Below are 14,453 nucleotides of genomic sequence, written 5' to 3' on the forward strand. Positions count from 1 at the left end.
GCGAGGATTTGTCACACCGCAGCGCGCGCCTGAGGGCGCAACCCGAAGAGCAGGAGGTCAAAAACGCGCCGGGCGGCGTTGCCCACTGCGTTTTTGGCCTCCTGCGTGGCCCATGAAAAGATCGTCAACAGGTTCTCAGCGCAGCTTGCGCCCCAGCAGCACCAGCAGCGCCGCACCCATCAGCGGCAGCCACACGGTGAAGAATTCGTTCTGCAGCGTGGCCAGCCCGCGCGCCGAGAAGAAGCGTTGCCAGTTCACCGGCGAGACCAGGATGAACTGCCAGGCGCTGACATAGCGCGCATCACTGAACGGCCACAGCAGCGGCACGCCATAGCGGCCGGTGGTGCAGGCATCGAGCAGCGGGTGCGAGAAGCAGCAGACGAACATCCACAGCCAGGCCTTCCACATGGCAATGCCCCAGCGCCGCGCAAAACCCAGACCGATACAGCCCACCGCGAAGGCAAAGCCGATCGAGTGCGTGAAACCGCGGTGGCCCCAGATACCGTCCAGGCGCATGCCGAACTGGTTGGGGATGCCGTCGAAATCCGGCAGGACGGACGCGAGCATGCCCATCAGCAGCATCGATGCGGGCACGCGCGCGCCCAGCGCCACCTTGGCGGCGAGCGGAACGGCAACGTGCGTGAAGATCGTGGGCATGGCGGGCAGGCTCGTTGTGATGCAGCGGTGGCGACGGAACGGCGACTGGGCCGCTCAGGCCGCCTTCCTGTCGGTGCCGGCGGCCTTCTCGATCTGCGCCACCCATTCGCGCGGCGCCATCGGGAAGCCCAGGCGCTCGCGGCTCTCGTAGTAGGCGCGCGCAACGCTGCGCGCCAGATTGCGGATGCGGCCGATGTAGGCGGCGCGCTCGGTCACCGAGATCGCCCCGCGCGCGTCCAGCAGGTTGAAGGTATGCGCGGCCTTGAGCACCTGCTCGTAGGCCGGCAGGGCCAGCTGCTTTTCCATCAGCAGCTGCGCTTCCTTCTCGTAGGCGGCAAAGGCGGTGAAGAGGAAGTCCACATCCGAATGCTCGAAGTTGTAGGTCGACTGCTCCACCTCGTTCTGGTGGAACACGTCGCCATAGCTCACGCCCTCGGAATAGGTCAGGTCGTAGACGTTCTCGACGCCCTGCAGGTACATTGCCAGGCGTTCGAGCCCGTAGGTGATCTCGCCAGTGATGGGCCGGCAGTCGATGCCGCCAACCTGCTGGAAGTAGGTGAACTGCGTCACCTCCATGCCGTTGAGCCAGACCTCCCAGCCCAGGCCCCAGGCGCCGAGCGTGGGGTTCTCCCAGTCGTCCTCGACGAAGCGGATGTCGTTCTTCTTCAGGTCGAAGCCCAGCGCCTCCAGGCTGCCCAGGTACAGGTCGAGGATGTTGGCCGGCGCCGGCTTCAGGACCACCTGGTACTGGTAGTAGTGCTGCAGGCGGTTGGGGTTCTCGCCGTAGCGGCCATCCTTGGGACGGCGGCTGGGTTGCACATAGGCCGCCCGCCACGGTTCGGGGCCGATGGCGCGCAGAAAGGTCGCCGTGTGGCTGGTGCCCGCGCCCACCTCCATGTCATACGGCTGCAGCAGCGTGCAGCCTTGCTGGTCCCAATAGTTCTGCAGGGTGAGGATGATTTGCTGGAAGGTCAACATGGATGGAGGATGCATCAAAGTGCGCGCGCCGCCGGGCTGGCAGCCGCTCAGGCACCGCCATGCTCGCCGTACTGCCTGGCAGCGCGACCAGCCCCGACATGTCGGGGCGAAAGCGCCGATTCTACGGCAAGGGTGCGGCCGGGCGCCTTGGCGGGGCAGGGCCCACCGCGCTTCGGGGTGCTTCGGGTGCTTCGGGTGCTTCGGAGCGCCTTTGGTCACTTGGCGCGCACCAATCCGGGTCAATCATTTTCATTTCACGAGCCGAGGCGGCGGTTGAGGGGATCCGCGGTTCCAGGCTCCCGAGCCCGATTTCAGGACATTCACATTCAAGAAGGCCGCCAAAGAAGGCTGACGGCTCGGCTTAACCTGCCAGCCCATCAGCCGGCCAGCCCGAAGACTCGAACTGCGGGGCCGCAGGGCATTGGGGGAGGAGAGGCGCCGCACCATTGTGCATTTATGGATGCATTGCGCATTCCAGCATATCGCTTCCCTGCAGAGTCCGAAGTTCGTAAGCTGACGGTACGTCCATCACCTCGCGCCGTAGTGGCACAGGGGGTATGGGTGCGGTTGACGCAAACGCAGAGGGAGCGTGGTAGATGGATATGTGGGTGTTTCTGGCGGTGCTCGCCGGCGCGGCCTGTCATGCGGGCTGGAACGCGATCGTCAAGACCGGGCTGGACCCGTTCCTGTCGATGACCTTGGTGGCGCTGGCGGTCACTGCGCTGGCCCTGCCGATGGCGCCGTTCGTCGCCGTCCCGGATGTGCAGGTCTGGCCCTGGCTGCTGGCCTCGATGGGGCTGCATACCGGCTACAAGCTGTTCCTGATCCAGGCCTACCGCACAGGCGACCTGGCACAGGTCTACCCCATTGCGCGCGGCACGGCGCCCCTGCTGGTGGCGATTGTCATGGCATTGGGCTTTGGCGAATCGCTCGGGGCGATGGCCCAGACCGGCATGGGGCTGCTGATCGCCGGCATCTGGCTGATGTCCGTGCGGGGCGGACGGCAGCGCTCCCGGCCCGACAGGCGGGCCATCGGCTTTGCGCTGCTGACCTCCGTCTTCATCGCCGGCTATACGCTCGTCGATGGGCTTGGCGCACGCCGCAACGCCGACGCGCACGGCTATGTCGTGTGGCTTTTCGTATTCGATGGGCTGGTCATGCTGGCCGTGCTGCTGCTGCGCCGCGGCCCCCGCGCGCTGGGTGCGCTGCTGCCGTTCTGGCGCAGCGGGCTGTGCGGCGGAGCCATGTCGCTGGGTTCCTACTGGGTGGCGATCTGGGCCATGACGGTGGCGCCCATCGCGCTGGTGGCGGCACTGCGCGAAACCAGCGTACTGTTCGCGCTGGGCATCTCGGCGGTGATGCTGCGCGAGCCACCCTCGCGCTGGCGGCTGCTTTCGGCGTTGACCATCATCGCCGGCATTGCCGCCATCCGGCTGGGGTAGCTGGGATAGCGTGTGTCTGCAAACCCCGGCACGGGGGCCGCGTCACAGCGGCCGGAAAGAATTCAGCCCGTCAGCCACAGCAGCGGCTGCAGCAGCAGGCTTTGCCCCAGGTTGACCAGCGGGATCAGCCAGTAGCGGTCGAGCACGCCCACCAGCAGCAGGCCCATGACGATGAAGAAACCGAAGGGTTCGAGCCGCGCCAGCATGCTGGCGGGCTTGTAGGGCAGCAGGCCGACGGCGATGCGGCCGCCATCGAGCGGCGGAAGCGGAAAGAGGTTGAGCACGCCCAGCACCAGGTTGACCACGATGCCGGCATTGGCCATGCCGATGAAGAAGGGCTCGCGCACGCCTGCCAGCAGCAGGCCGGCCATCAACGCGGTCCACAGCACCGCCTGGATGAAGTTGGAGGCCGGGCCGGCCAGCGCGATCCAGACCATGTCGCGGCGCGGATTCTTCAGGTTGCGGCCGTTGATGGGCACCGGCTTGGCGTAGCCGAACATGAAGCTGCCGCTGGTGGCGAAGAACAGCAGCAGCGGAATGACGATGGTGCCGATCGGATCGATGTGCTTGAACGGGTTGAGCGTGATGCGCCCGAGCATCTCGGCGGTGCGGTCGCCGAAGTGGCGGGCCGCATAGCCATGCGCGGCTTCGTGGATGGTGATGGCCAGCAGCACGGGGATGGCCATCATGACGATGGTCTGGATGATGTTGTCGGTATTCACGGCTATGGGTGTCGGAGGGGAAGCGGCCGTACCGTGGCACGGCCGATGTTCAAGGGATGACGGGTTGGCGGAGGACGTCGGGCAGGAACGCGGCGCCCCTCATCCGCCCAGGCCCAGCGCCTGCAGGCTGCCCTGGCCGGCGCGCAGCACGGTGGCATCGCCGCCGCCATCCATGCTGGTCAGGTCCAGCACGGTGGTGGGTTTGATGGGCACGGTACCGGCGTCGATGACGGCGCCCAACTCATGGTCGAGGCGCTCGCGGATTTCCTCGGGATCGCTCACCGGATCTTCCTCGCCGGGCAGGATCAGCGTGCTCGCCAGCAGCGGCGCGCCCAGGATGTCCAGCAAGCCGCGGATGACGGGGTGCTCGGGCACGCGCAGGCCGATGGTCTTGCGCTGCGGGTGGCTGATGCGCCTCGGTACTTCCTTGCTGGCCGGCAGCACGAAGGTGTAGGGCCCGGGCGTGGCCTGCTTGAGCAGGCGGAACTGGCGGTTGTCCACCCGCGCGTAGCTGGCCAGCTCCGAGAGGTCCTTGCAGATCAGCGTCAGCAGGTGCTTGTCGTCGACGCCGCGGATGCGCCGCAGGTGGTCCACCGCCGCCTTGTCATCGAGCTGGCAGACCAGCGCGTAGCTCGAATCGGTGGGCACGGCAAGCACCTCGCCCTGGCGCAGCAGGTCGGCGGCCTGGCCAAGCAGGCGCGGCTGGGGGTTGACGGGATGGACTTCGAAATATTGGGCCATGGCGGTGCGATTGCCTGTGCGCGGCGCTGACGCCGCCTGATACGAGATGCGGGCGAAAGAGGGCCATTGTGCCGCAATCGCCAGCGGCGAGCCCAGGCTCTTGGGGCATCCACCATTGCCGCCCGCTACAATTTGCCGATTCATCCAGGGACGTTGGGCACGACGCAAGCAGCATGAGCATCAAGAGCGACAAGTGGATCCGCCGCATGGCCGAGCAGCACGGCATGATCGAGCCGTTCGAACCCGGCCAGGTGCGCGAGGCCGACGGCCAGAAGATCATCAGCTACGGCACCAGCAGCTATGGCTACGACATCCGCTGCGCGCGCGAATTCAAGGTCTTCACCAACATCCACAGCACGGTGGTGGATCCGAAGCACTTCGACGAGAAGAGCTTCGTCGACTTCGAGGGCGACCACTGCATCATTCCGCCCAACAGCTTCGCGCTGGCCCGCACGGTGGAGTATTTCCGGATTCCGCGCAATGTGCTGACGATCTGCCTGGGCAAAAGCACCTATGCGCGCTGCGGCATCATCGTCAACGTCACGCCCTTCGAGCCGGAATGGGAGGGCTATGTGACGCTGGAGTTCTCCAACACCACGCCGCTGCCGGCCAAGATCTACGCTGGCGAAGGCTGCGCGCAGGTGCTGTTCCTCGAAGGCGACGAGCCGCCCGAAGTCAGCTACAAGGACCGCGGCGGCAAGTACCAGGGCCAGCACGGCGTGACGCTGCCGCGCACCTGAGAACCTGCCCCGGCGCGTCCGGGGCGCCGCCCGCCGCCGCGTGGCGCGACGTAAAATACGCCCATGCCCAAGCCGCCCGCCCCGTCCATCGACCTGACCGGACACCTGCTCATCGCCATGCCCGGAATGGAAGACGAGTTGTTCGGCGGCAGCGTGGTCTATCTGTGCGAGCACAACGATCAGGGCGCGCTCGGCCTCATCATCAACAAGACCACCGACATCCGCGTGCGGCACCTGTTCTCGCGGCTGGAGATGCCGCTGCCGCGCAAGGATCTGGCCGACCTGCCGGTGCTGCTGGGCGGCCCGCTGCACCAGGACCGCGGCTTCGTGCTGCACGACGTGGCCGGCGAGGGAGAGGATGGCTATGCCTCCACGCTGCCAATCACCAGCGGACTGGCGATGACCTCCTCGCGCGACGTGATGGACGACCTGGCCCAGGGCGCCGGGCCCCGCCACGCACTGCTGGCGCTGGGCTGCTCCTCGTGGGACGAGGGCCAGCTCGAGAGCGAACTGGCCGCCAATGCCTGGTTGACCGTCAAGGCCGATGCCGACTGGCTGTTCGCCCTGCCGCCGCAGGAACGCTATGCGCGCGCCTTCGCGCTGCTGGGCATCCTGCCGCAGCAGATCGTCCCCACCGTCGGTCATGCCTGAGAACATGCCTCCCGACGCCAGCGTGCAAGCGCACTGGCAGACCTTCCTCGCCTTCGACTACGGCACGCGCCGCACCGGCGTGGCAGTGGGCACGCGCATGCTCGGCAGCGCCAATCCGGTGGGCACCCTCGCCGCCGAGGGCAAGGCGCAATTTCCGCTGGCGGCGGCCTACCTCGATGAATGGCGGCCCGACGCGCTGGTGGTGGGCATCCCCTTCCACCCCGATGGCGCCGAACACGAGAACACGCTGCGCGCGCGCAAGTTCATGCGCGGGCTGCACGGGCGCTTCGGACTGCCGGTGTTCGGCGTGGACGAGCGCTACAGCACCACCGAGGCGCTGGCGGGCGGGGCCGACGAGCGCCAAGTCGACGCGCAATCTGCGGCTATCATCCTCGCACAGTTTTTAAGGAGTCTGGAATGAGCGAATCTGGGTCTTCGGGCCTGCTGGCACTCGATGCCGAGAGCCTGTATGCCGACCTGCGCGCGGGCGTGGCGCGCCTGCTGGACAAGGACACGCAGCTGGCCGGCATCACCTCCGGCGGTGTCTGGCTGGGGGAGCGGTTGATCCGCGACCTGCAGCTGCCGCAGCCGCTGAGCACGCTCTCCTCGGCGCTGCACCGCGACGACTTCGCCCAGCGCGGCCTCACCGCCAGCGCCCAGACCTCGCTGGCCTTCGACGTCAACAGTGCCGACATCCTGGTGCTCGACGACGTGCTCTACACCGGCCGCACCATCCGCGCCGTCATCAACGAACTGTTCGACTATGGCCGCCCGGCGCGCGTACGCCTGGCGGTGCTGGTCGATCGCGGCGGACGGCAGCTGCCGATCCAGGCCGACTTTGCCGCCGCGCGCCTGTCGCTGCGCGCCAGCCAAAAGCTGGCACTGGCCCGCCGCGACGACGGCAGCCTGCACTTTGCCATCGAGGAGGCTTGAGAACACCATGCTGGCCCGCCACAACCCGCAGCTCAACAAGCACGGCGAACTCATCCACCTGCTCTCCACCGAGGGCCTCTCGCGCGACATCCTCACGCACATCCTGGACACCGCCAGCAACTTCGTCTCGGTGGCCGACCGCGAGGTCAAGAAAGTGCCGCTGCTGCGCGGCAAGAGCGTCTTCAACCTGTTCTTCGAGAACAGCACGCGCACCCGCACCACCTTCGACATCGCCGCCAAGCGCCTCTCGGCCGACGTGTTCACGCTGGACATCGGGCGTTCATCCACCGCCAAGGGCGAGACGCTGCTCGACACCGTGGCCAACCTCTCGGCCATGGCCGCCGACATTTTTGTCGTGCGCCACAGCGAATCGGGCGCGCCCTACCTGATCGCGCAACACGTCGCGCCGCACGTGCACGTCGTCAATGCCGGCGACGGCCGCCATGCCCACCCCACGCAGGGGCTGCTGGACATGTACACCATCCGCCACTACAAGAAGGATTTCAGCAATCTCACGGTGGCCATCGTCGGCGACGTGCTGCACTCGCGCGTGGCGCGCTCGGACATCCACGCGCTCACCACGCTGGGCTGCCCCGAGGTACGCGTGGTGGGCCCCAAGACGCTGGTGCCCGAAAACTTCTCGGCCATGGGCGCGCGGGTCTTCCACAATCTGGAAGACGGCATCCGTGGTGCCGACGTGGTCATCATGCTGCGGCTGCAGAACGAGCGCATGAGCGGCGCGCTGCTGCCCTCCAGCCAGGAGTACTTCCAGACCTTCGGCCTCACGCCCGAGCGGCTGCAGCTGGCCAAACCCGATGCCATCGTCATGCACCCGGGGCCGATCAACCGCGGCGTCGAGATCGATTCGGACGTGGCCGACGGCCGCCAGAGCGTGATCCTGCCGCAGGTGACCTTCGGCATCGCCGTGCGCATGGCGGTGATGTCCATCGTCGCCGGCAACGAGGCCTGACGCGGCGTGCACGGCACCTCCCGCGTCCCCATCCAGCATCGCAAGGACATCGCATGAAAACACTGATTCAGGGCGGCCGCATCATCGACCCAGCCAGCGGCCTGGACACCATCGGCAGCATCGCCATCGCCAGCGGCCGCATCGTCGGCATCGGCAGCCTGCCGGCCGACTTCGCCCCTGATCGCCAGATCGACGCCAACGGCCTCTGGGTGCTGCCCGGCCTGGTGGACCTGTGCGCACGCCTGGGCGAGCCCGGCTACGAGCATGCCGGCCTGCTCGAGACGGAAATGCATGCCGCCGCGGCCGGCGGCGTCACCAGCGTGGTCTGCCCGCCCGATACCGCCCCCATCCTCGACGAGGCGGGCCTGGTGGAGATGCTCAAGTTCCGCGCCGCCAACCTGCGCCAGTCCCGCCTGTTCCCGCTGGGCGCGCTCACCCGCGGCCTCAAGGGCGAGGTGCTGACCGAGCTGGCGCACCTCACCCACGCCGGCTGCATCGGCTTCAGCCAGGCCGACGTGGCGCTGCGCGACAACCAGGTGCTGCAGCGCGCGCTGCAGTACGCCAGCACCTTCGGCTACTCGGTGTGGCTGCGCCCGCAGGACCATGCACTGGGCAAGGGCGTGGCGGCCAGCAGCCCGCTGGCGCAGCGCCTGGGCCTCTCGGGCGTGCCGGTGGCGGCTGAGACCATTGCGCTGCACACCATCTTCGAACTGCTGCGCAGCGCCCCCTGCCACGTGCACCTGTGCCGCCTCAGCAGCGCCCAGGGCGTCGAGCTGGTGCGCCAGGCCAGGGCCGAAGGCCTGCCGGTGACCTGCGACGTCAGCATCAACTCGCTTTTCCTCACGGACCTGGACATCGGCTTCTTCGACAGCCGCGCGCGCCTGAACCCGCCGCTGCGCCAGCAGCGCGACCGCGAGGCGCTGGCCGCCGCGCTGGCCGATGGCACCATCGACGCGCTGGTCTCCGACCACACGCCGGTCGATGACGATGCCAAGACCATGCCCTTTGCGGAGGCCGCGCCCGGCGCCACGGGCCTGGAGCTGCTGCTGGCGCTGGCGCACAAGTGGTCGGACGATGCGCAGGTGCCACTGGCGCGCGCAATCGCTGCCGTCACCAGCGGCGCCGCGCAGGTCGCCGGCGAGGCGCTGGGCACGCTGCGCGCCAGCGTCGGCCGGCTGGTGCAGGGCGGCGTGGCCGACCTGTGCCTGTATGACCCGGCCGCCAGCTGGGTGGTCGGCCCCGATGCGCTGCAAAGCAGCGGCAAGCAGACGCCTTTCGAGGGCTACGAGCTGCCCGGCCGCGTGCGCGCCACGCTGGTGGCGGGCGAGGTGGCCTTCGAGCGCGCCGCGCAGCCGGCTCCTCAGCCGGCCCATCCCTGAGACGCCGACAAACCATGCCTTCGAATCCCCCCACCTCCCTGTTCGATCCCAAGCGCATCCTGGCGCTGGCGCTCTACGTCATCACCCGGCCGGCCGACTACTTCCGCACCATGCCGCGCACGGGCGCGCTGGCCGAACCACTGGTGTTCGCCAGCGCCATGGCGGTCGTCTCGGCGCTGCTGGCGGCGCTGATCATGCTGGCCGGCGGCGGCGCCCGCGCCTCGCTGCTGGACATCCTGGTGACGGTGCCGCTGATGACCATCGGCGCGGCCTTCATCGTCGGCGGCATCCTGTTCCTGGTCTGGAAGCTGCTGGGCTCGCAGCAGCGCTATGAGACGGCGTTCCGCTGCGTGACCGCGACGCTGGCGATCAACCCGCTGACGGTGATCATCAACCTGATTCCTTACCTGGGCATCCTGGTGGGCATCGCCTGGACCAGCTACCTGCTGGTCGTCGCCAGTGTCGAGGTGCACGGCATCGCCCGCCGCAAGGCCGCCATTACGTTCACGGTACTGGGCGTGCTGCTGGCGGGCTCGGCCCTGGTGGGCGAGTATTCGAGCCGGCAATTCAGCGCACGGCTCGAGGCCATGGGCATCACGCAGGAAGAATTCAGCCAGATGTCGGCCGATGAAATCCGCGCCGTGGTCGAGAAGATGCTGCAGCCCGAGCTTGAGCCCCTGCCCTGAGAACCTGCTCCCAGGCGTTGCACTCAGCCGAGCGCGCCCCGCGCATCGACACGCAAAACCTCCTCGACCACGCCTTCGCGCAGGCCGCCGCGCACGCCGATCATCACGTCGTGCAGGTTGACGGTGGGATCGCAGTGGCCCGGCACCAGCCAGAGCGTCTCGCCCAATGCCGGCAGCCCCCCGCCGGTACCGGGATGGGCACTGGCACCGGCTGCCAGCGTGAGAATGCCATGCTCGTCGCCGCCATTGCCGAAGGCCAGCGCGGGCGGCGCGCCGAAGTTCCATACCGTGGGCAGGCCCGAGTCGATGGCGTGGCTCTTGTGGCCGGCGTCGCAGACGGCACGCTCGGCATGGCGCGAGATCACCTGGGTGTGCACGAAAAGCGCATGCTCAAAGGCGGGCGCGCCGACCGGCCATTCGTTGCGGGCGTAGTCCGCATCCATGAACAGGAAGGAGCCTGGCTGCAGCTCGGTGTAGAGGCCGCTGGCGGCCTCGCTGACCAAGGTGCCGGTGCCCGCGCCGGTGATGCATGGCACGGCAATGCCGGCCGCCTGCAGCAGGGTTCGGGTCAGCACCACCTGCTGGTAAGCCTCCTGCATGGCCTGCGCGCGTTCGGTGTATGCGCGGATGTGCTGCGCGCCGCCATGGTAGGCGTGCAGGCCGGCAAAGGAGAGCGCCGGGTGGCGGCCGATCTGCTGCGCCAGCGCCAGTGCCTCGGCGCCGGGGGCGGCGCCGCAGCGGTCCTGCCCGATGTTGATCTCCACGAACACCGGCAGCGCCTCGCGCGGGCGCCGGGCAGGCGGCAGTGCCGCGATGGCGGCGGCCAGCTGTTCGATGCCATGGGCGCTGTCGGCCGCCAGCGCCAGCCGGCCACCCTCGGCCTGCAGCCGGACCGCCAGTGCCACCAGCCGCGCCAGCTTGGCGGGCGCGACCAACTGGTTGCTGAGGTAGATGTCGCGCATCCCGGCGGCGGCCAGCGCCTCGGCCTCGCCGGTTTTCTGCACGCAGCAGCCCACCGCCCCGGCCGCGACCAGCCGCTGGGCCAGCTGCGCGCATTTGTGCAGCTTGGCATGTGGGCGCCAGGCCACGCCGTGGGCGCTGGCGAAAGCGGCCATGCGGGCGATGTTGCGCTCCATGGCGTCGAGGTCGATCACCAGCGCCGGGGTGTCGATGCTGGCGGCTGGTCTGCCCGGTGCGGGAATGGTCGGTGGTGCGTGCATGGTTCTTGCTCGGAATGCGGGTGGCGCCAGCGCCACGACATTGGCGGGCTCCGGGAGATGGGACAGAGCCGCCCTTCAGTATGATGACGCCACTGCCGCGATAAGAATCCGTTCAAAGCAACACCCAACCCCACCATTGCCATGAAAATCATCATCCTCGGCGCCGGCCGCGTGGGCCAGGCAGTGGCCGACAGCCTGGTGCTCGAGCGCAACGATATCACGGTGATCGACACCGATCGCCAGCGCCTGCGCGACCTGGAGTCGCGCTACGACCTGCGCGGCGTGCTGGGCAATGGCGTGGACCCGGCCGTGCTGGCCGATGCCGGTGCGCAGGACACGGACCTGCTGATCGCCTGCGCCAGCGCCGACGAAACCAACCTGGTGTGCTGCAAGATCGGGCACATGGTCTTCAACATCCCGACGCGCATCGCGCGGGTGCGCTCGGGCGCCTGGATGGAGGAGTCCAAGCTGCTCGGCCCCGAGGGCTTCGCGGTGGACCATTGCCTGCGGCCCGAGGACTCGCTCACGCGCTACCTGAACCTGCTGGTGGAGTATCCGCAGGCCATGCAGGTGCGCGAGTTCGCCGGTGGCCGCGCCATGCTGGCCTCGGTGCGCGCGCGCGCGGCCGCGCCCATGGTCAGCCGCACCATCGGCGAGGTGCGTGCGCTGATGCCCGAGCTGCCGATGCGCATCGTGGCCATCTACCGGCGCTTTGCCGACCAGCCCGACCGCTTCATCCAGAGCGATGGCAGCACCCGCATCGAACCCGATGACGAGGTGTTCGTGCTGGCCGCGCGGGAGCACATTGCCGAGGTGCTGACGCTGCTGGCCAAACCCATCGAGGCGCCGGCCGTGACGGTGCGGCGCATCATGATCGTCGATGGCGGCATCGTCGCTCTCAAGCTGGCGCAGTCGCTGGTGCAACAGCGCAAAGGCTATTACCGCATCAAGGTGGTCGAGCGCGACAGCGAGGTCAGCACGGGCCTGTCGGCCACCATGCCCGACGATGTGCTGCTCTTCAACGCCGAGGGCACGGACGAGGACTTCCTGGAGCAGGAAAGCATCGAAGAGGTGGACCTGCTGCTGGCGCTCTCCAACGACGACGAGAACAACATCATGACCAGCCTGCTGGCCAAGCGCATGGGCGCCAAGCGGGTGCTGGCGCTGATCAACCAGCGCAGCTACGCCGACCTGATGCACGGCACGCAGGTGGACATTGCGCTCACGCCCGCGCAGGCCATGCTCGGCGAGTTGCTGACCTTCGTGCGCCAGGGCGACGTGCAGGCAGTGCACAGCCTGCGCCGCGGCGTCGCCGAGGCGCTGGAGATCGTCGCGCGCGGCGACGCGAAGACCTCGCGCGTGGTGGGCCACAAGGTCGGCGAGCTCAAGCTGCCGCGCGACGTGCACATCGGCCTGATCGCCCGGGGCCTGGAGCCCGCGCAGCCGCAGCCTGGTGCCGCCGGCGCCGATGCTGCCGCCAATGCGGCAGCTGACGCAGCGGCGCCACCGGCACCGGACGCGCCAGCCTCCCCATCGACACGGGAGGCGTCGGCGCTGCCGGAGATGCAGGCCGCACAGGCTGCCGCTGCGGCGCCCTCGCCGGCCTCGGCACCCGCGCCCGCGGCCAGGCCAGCCGCCGAAACCGAGGCGGCAGCGGCACCGCCGGCACCGGACGCGCCCCGCGAACCCCAGGTCATCTTCCCGAACCGGGACACGGTGATCGAATCGGGTGACCACGTCGTCTTCTTCCTGCCACACAAGCGCCTGGTGCGCGAAATCGAGAAGGTCTTCAGCGTCAAGCCGACCTTTTTCTGACGCAGACCGACATCGACATCCATCGTCATGAATGACTTTCAGCCCGTCCTGCGTGTTCTCTGCGGCCTGCTGGTGCTGTTTTCGCTGTGCCTGGCGCTGCCGCTGGGCGTCTCGCTGCTGAGCCATGACGGCCTGTGGCAGGACTACGCGCTGGCGCTGCTGCTGGGCGTGGGCCTGGGCGTCATCGGCTTCTGGCCGCTGCACCGCGACCGGCGCGAGCTGCAGCCACGCCACGGCGTGCTGCTGGTGACCATGGTCTGGCTGGTGCTGCCGCTTTTCGCCACCGTTCCGCTGCTGCTGGTGATGCGCCATCTGCATGCCGGCATTTCCTTCACGCACGCCTATTTCGAGGCGGTCTCGGCGCTGACCACCACCGGCTCGACGGTGCTGCACGGCATCGACCGGCTGCCGCTCTCGATCAACGTCTGGCGCACCTTCATGCAGTGGCTCGGCGGCATGGGCATTCTGATCCTGGCGGTGGCCATCCTGCCGATGCTCGGCGTGGGCGGCAGCCAGGTTTTCAAAGCCGAGGTGGCCGGCCCGGTCAAGGATACCAAGCTGACGCCGCGCATCACGCAGACCGCCAAGGGGCTGTGGAGCGTGTACGTGGGCCTGTCGCTGGCATGTTTTGCCGCCTACTGGGCCGGCGGCATGGGCTGGGCCGATGCGCTGATGCACATGTTCACCACCGTCAGCCTGGGCGGCCTCTCCACCCATGACCGCAGCTTCGGCTACTTCGACTCGCCGCTGCTCGAGGCCATCGCGGTGCTCTTCATGCTGGTGGCCAGCTGCAACTTCGCGCTGTACTTCGTCGCCATGCGACGGCGCAGCCTGCGCGGCTTCTGGCGTGACGTGGAAGTGCGCGCGACCTTGCTGACTCTGGTCATCGGCGGCCTCTTCGTGACCGCACTGCTGTGGCTGCGCGGCACCTATGCGCCACTGGAGGCGCTGCGCCACGGCATGTTCAACACCATCTCGCTGGCCACCACCACCGGCTTTGCCAACACCGACTACCTGCTCTGGCCGGTGTTCGTGCCACTGCTGATGCTGTTCCTCTCGGGCCTGGCCACCAGCGCCGGTTCGACCGGCGGCGGCATCAAGATGATCCGCGTGCTCATCCTCGTGCAGCAGGGCATGCGCGAGCTCACCCGGCTGGTGCACCCACGCGCCATCAAGCCGGTGCGCCTGGGCAACCGCATCGTCGAGCCCAACATCATTTTCTCGGTGCTGGCCTTCATGCTGTTCTACTGGGCCACCATCCTGGTGCTGAGCATGCTGCTGATGCTCTCGGACCTGGACATCATCACCGCCTTCTCGGCGGTGATCGCCAGCCTGCATTGCGCCGGCCCCGGGCTCGGCCTGGTCGGTCCGGCCTCGACCTATGCGGAACTCAACGACTTCCAGCTCTGGGTGTGCTCGCTGGCCATGCTGCTCGGGCGCCTGGAGATCCTCAGCTTCATGGTGCTGCTGATGCCCTCGTTCTGGCGCCGCTGAGCGCGGCGGCTGCGGGTCGCCGCAG

The 14,453-nt window shown here is 68.2% G+C and carries 15 protein-coding genes; 10 read left to right on the plus strand and 5 right to left on the minus strand.

Features of this window, described 5'->3' with window-relative positions; all coding sequences use genetic code 11:
* Window positions 1-135 precede the first annotated feature (135 nt).
* Both EV687_RS09940 and glyQ read right to left on the minus strand, forming a co-directional pair.
* On the minus strand, window positions 136-657 hold the full coding sequence (locus EV687_RS09940) for a metal-dependent hydrolase (RefSeq protein ID WP_122230275.1): 522 nt from the start codon (window positions 655-657) through the stop codon (window positions 136-138).
* A 54-nt stretch (window positions 658-711) separates the two neighbouring features.
* The gene (gene glyQ / locus EV687_RS09945) at window positions 712-1,635 is read right to left on the minus strand and encodes a glycine--tRNA ligase subunit alpha (protein ID WP_122230273.1); all 924 of its coding nucleotides are present in this window, start codon (window positions 1,633-1,635) and stop codon (window positions 712-714) included.
* A gap of 596 nt (window positions 1,636-2,231) precedes the next feature.
* Here glyQ and EV687_RS09950 point away from each other — a divergent pair.
* Window positions 2,232-3,077: an EamA family transporter gene (locus EV687_RS09950; RefSeq protein WP_122230271.1), complete on the plus strand. Its 846-nt coding sequence runs from the start codon at window positions 2,232-2,234 to the stop codon at window positions 3,075-3,077.
* A 62-nt stretch (window positions 3,078-3,139) separates the two neighbouring features.
* Here EV687_RS09950 and EV687_RS09955 read toward each other — a convergent pair whose 3' ends face one another.
* Complete coding sequence (locus tag EV687_RS09955; protein WP_122230269.1) at window positions 3,140-3,799, minus strand: site-2 protease family protein; 660 nt, start codon at window positions 3,797-3,799, stop codon at window positions 3,140-3,142.
* A 99-nt stretch (window positions 3,800-3,898) separates the two neighbouring features.
* Complete coding sequence (locus EV687_RS09960; RefSeq protein ID WP_122230603.1) at window positions 3,899-4,540, minus strand: L-threonylcarbamoyladenylate synthase; 642 nt, start codon at window positions 4,538-4,540, stop codon at window positions 3,899-3,901.
* A gap of 173 nt (window positions 4,541-4,713) precedes the next feature.
* Between EV687_RS09960 and dcd the strand changes: the two genes are divergently transcribed.
* The 7 genes from dcd to EV687_RS09995 all read left to right on the plus strand — a co-directional run bounded on the left by dcd (window position 4,714) and on the right by EV687_RS09995 (window position 9,899).
* Window positions 4,714-5,280: a dCTP deaminase gene (gene dcd / locus EV687_RS09965; protein WP_122230267.1), complete on the plus strand. Its 567-nt coding sequence runs from the start codon at window positions 4,714-4,716 to the stop codon at window positions 5,278-5,280.
* Window positions 5,281-5,343: 63 nt separating this feature from the next.
* Window positions 5,344-5,931: a YqgE/AlgH family protein gene (locus EV687_RS09970; RefSeq protein WP_122230265.1), complete on the plus strand. Its 588-nt coding sequence runs from the start codon at window positions 5,344-5,346 to the stop codon at window positions 5,929-5,931.
* Window positions 5,924-6,352, plus strand: coding sequence for a Holliday junction resolvase RuvX (gene ruvX, locus EV687_RS09975; RefSeq protein ID WP_122230263.1), 429 nt, complete (start codon window positions 5,924-5,926; stop codon window positions 6,350-6,352). The genes EV687_RS09970 and ruvX overlap by 8 nt, the downstream gene beginning before the upstream one ends.
* Entirely contained in the window at window positions 6,349-6,864 is a 516-nt protein-coding gene (gene pyrR, locus EV687_RS09980) for a bifunctional pyr operon transcriptional regulator/uracil phosphoribosyltransferase PyrR (protein ID WP_122230261.1), read from the plus strand. The genes ruvX and pyrR overlap by 4 nt, the downstream gene beginning before the upstream one ends.
* A 7-nt stretch (window positions 6,865-6,871) precedes the next feature.
* Window positions 6,872-7,834, plus strand: a complete 963-nt coding sequence (locus EV687_RS09985; RefSeq protein ID WP_122230259.1) for an aspartate carbamoyltransferase catalytic subunit — start codon at window positions 6,872-6,874, stop codon at window positions 7,832-7,834.
* 53 nt (window positions 7,835-7,887) lie between these two features.
* Window positions 7,888-9,213 (plus strand): dihydroorotase, encoded by a 1,326-nt coding sequence (locus EV687_RS09990; RefSeq protein ID WP_122230257.1) that lies wholly within the window; start codon window positions 7,888-7,890, stop codon window positions 9,211-9,213.
* Between the two features lie 14 nt (window positions 9,214-9,227).
* Window positions 9,228-9,899, plus strand: a complete 672-nt coding sequence (locus EV687_RS09995; protein ID WP_122230255.1) for a YIP1 family protein — start codon at window positions 9,228-9,230, stop codon at window positions 9,897-9,899.
* Between the two features lie 23 nt (window positions 9,900-9,922).
* Here EV687_RS09995 and EV687_RS10000 read toward each other — a convergent pair whose 3' ends face one another.
* Window positions 9,923-11,119, minus strand: coding sequence for a DSD1 family PLP-dependent enzyme (locus tag EV687_RS10000; RefSeq protein ID WP_122230253.1), 1,197 nt, complete (start codon window positions 11,117-11,119; stop codon window positions 9,923-9,925).
* Window positions 11,120-11,260: 141 nt separating this feature from the next.
* Between EV687_RS10000 and trkA the strand changes: the two genes are divergently transcribed.
* Together trkA and EV687_RS10010 are read left to right on the plus strand one after the other, a co-directional pair.
* A complete protein-coding gene (gene trkA / locus EV687_RS10005) occupies window positions 11,261-12,934 on the plus strand; it encodes a Trk system potassium transporter TrkA (RefSeq protein ID WP_122230251.1) in 1,674 nt (557 codons plus the stop codon).
* A 27-nt stretch (window positions 12,935-12,961) separates the two neighbouring features.
* Window positions 12,962-14,428, plus strand: coding sequence for a TrkH family potassium uptake protein (locus tag EV687_RS10010; protein WP_122230249.1), 1,467 nt, complete (start codon window positions 12,962-12,964; stop codon window positions 14,426-14,428).
* The last annotated feature ends 25 nt before the right edge of the window (window positions 14,429-14,453 follow it).

Source organism: Corticibacter populi, from assembly GCF_004217315.1.
Lineage (GTDB): Bacteria > Pseudomonadota > Gammaproteobacteria > Burkholderiales > Burkholderiaceae_C > Lampropedia > Lampropedia populi.